At 60.7% G+C, this 1,999-nt stretch carries 2 protein-coding genes and 1 pseudogene; all 3 read right to left on the bottom strand.

What is annotated here, in order from left to right:
- Positions 1-183 (bottom strand): annotated as a pseudogene (locus tag EOD07_RS32450) (6-aminohexanoate hydrolase); the annotation flags it as partial.
- Positions 184-288: 105 nt separating this feature from the next.
- Positions 289-1,317 carry an extracellular solute-binding protein gene (locus EOD07_RS32445; protein WP_164772756.1) on the bottom strand — a complete coding sequence of 343 codons (1,029 nt, stop codon included), beginning with the start codon at positions 1,315-1,317 and terminating at the stop codon, positions 289-291.
- Positions 1,318-1,362: 45 nt separating this feature from the next.
- A partial coding sequence (locus tag EOD07_RS32440) for an ABC transporter permease (protein WP_164772755.1) occupies positions 1,363-1,999 on the bottom strand: 637 nt, incomplete at its 5' end.

Raw genomic sequence — 1,999 nt, 5'->3', positions numbered from 1 at the left:
CTCGAGGCGACGGCGATGGCCATTGCCGCGCCACACCTCGACCGTCGGCAGGAATTCGCGGATGTGCTGGAAGGCCCAGCGATTCCAGGGTGGCCGGTCCCAGTCGAGCTTCGGCGGCACCAGCTTCGGCGGCGAACCCTGCATGATCGGCGGCCGCGGATCGGAGTTGCGATAGGACGACAAGGCTTCCTCCCGAGGCATGTCGCTCAAAAGGGAGAGCGATATGCACAGTAGCAGTCACAAGAAAGGGAGGCCGGAGCCTCCCCTCCTTTCATGCGTCGCGCTGATTTATTTGCGCAGGTTGGTCCAGATCTTGTTGTAAATCTCCACCACGTCGGGTGGGCACGGCTCCACGAATTCGGGCGTCGGCGAGCCGGCCGGAGGGCTGATTTCCGGCGAGTTGGCGAATTCCGCAGGCAAGAATTTATGGCTGCCCGCGATGCCGTTGTCATAGCCCGCGAACTCCGAAATCAACGCCGCGTTCTCCGGCGCCATGACGAAGTCCTGGAACAGTTTGGCGTTCTCGAGATTCTTGGCGCCCTTCAGCACCGCGACATTGTCCATCCAGCCTTCGATGCCTTCCTTCGGATAGGCATATTTGATGGCCGGGATCTTCTGTCGCGAACGGTAGCTGGCGCCGTTCCACTGCTCCGAGACGATGACGTCGCCGGAAGTGATCTTGGTGATGGTGTCGTAACTGAAGGTTTTCCACGACGGCTTGGCGGCCACGAGGATGTCGTTGATTTTCTTCAGATTGGCCTTGTCGGCGCCGCAGCGCGGCACGCCGGCATAGCGCTCGGCCGCGTGCATGACGGTGTTGACGTCGTCAAGCATGTTGATCTGGCCCTTCAAGTCATCCGGTGGATTGAACAGGATGGCCAGAGTGTTGATGTCGCCCTTGAACTTGTCCGTATTGACGGAGAATGCGGTCGTGCCGAACTGCCAGGGCGCGGTATAATGACGGCCCTTGTCCCAATAGACGTCGACGAAGCGCGGATCGATGTTCTTGCCGTTCGGCATCGCGTTGGGCTCGGTCTTCTCGAGCAGGCCCTCTTCGACCATGATCTTCACGGTGTAGTCGGATGGCACGACGATGTCGTAGCCGGAATTGCCGGCGCGCACCTTGGACAGCATGGTTTCGTTGGAATCGTAGTCGTCCAGCGTCACCTTGACGTTGTACTGCTTCTCGAACTTTTCGATCAGCTTGGGGTTGGTGTAGTCCCCCCAGTTGTAGATGTGCAGTTCGCCGTCGGCGAGCGCCGGCACCGCCCACAGCAGAACGGCCGCGGAAACGGCCGCCATCAGTTTTCCAGACATTTTATGTTCTCCTTGCCTTCCCATTGTTGTGTTGGAGCTCTCAAGTCATTTTGCGCGTCGCCGCGCGATCAGGAACGAGACCGAGACGAACAGGATCGACACCAGGAGCAGGATGGTCGAGATGGCGTTGATCTCCGGCGTCATCGGCCGCCGGATCTGGTTCCAGATATAGAGAGGCAGCGTCGTCTGGCCGGGGCCGGCAACGAGCTGCGTAATGGTGAAATCGTCGAAGGAGACGATGAAGGCCAGCGCCGCGCCCGACATGATGCCGGGGACCAAGAGCGGCAGCGTGATGCGCTTGAAGGCGTTCCACGGCGTCGCGTAGAGGTCGGCCGCGGCATATTCCAGCGTCAGGTCCATATCCTCCAGTCGCGCCCTGATCGGCATGTAGGCGAAGGGGATGCAGAATACGGTATGGGCGAGGATCAGGTTGCCGATGCCGAAATTCAGGCCGAGCGTGCCGGCGATCAGCGCGAAGAAGGAGAGCGTCGCCACCGCAGTGATGATCTCCGGCACCATCAGCGGCAGGTTGATGATCATGAAGGCCGCGGCGAGTCCGCGCCACGGCTTCACCCGCGTCATGCCGATCGCGGCCAGCGTCGCGCAGATGGTCGAAACGATCGTCGCGGTCACCGAGATGATCAGCGTGTTCTTCGCGGCGCTGTGGAACTCCTCGTTGAGC

Source organism: Mesorhizobium sp. M2C.T.Ca.TU.002.02.1.1, assembly GCF_003997225.1.
Note: the sequence above shows the minus strand (reverse complement) of the source record. Positions and strands in the feature narration are given on the sequence as shown.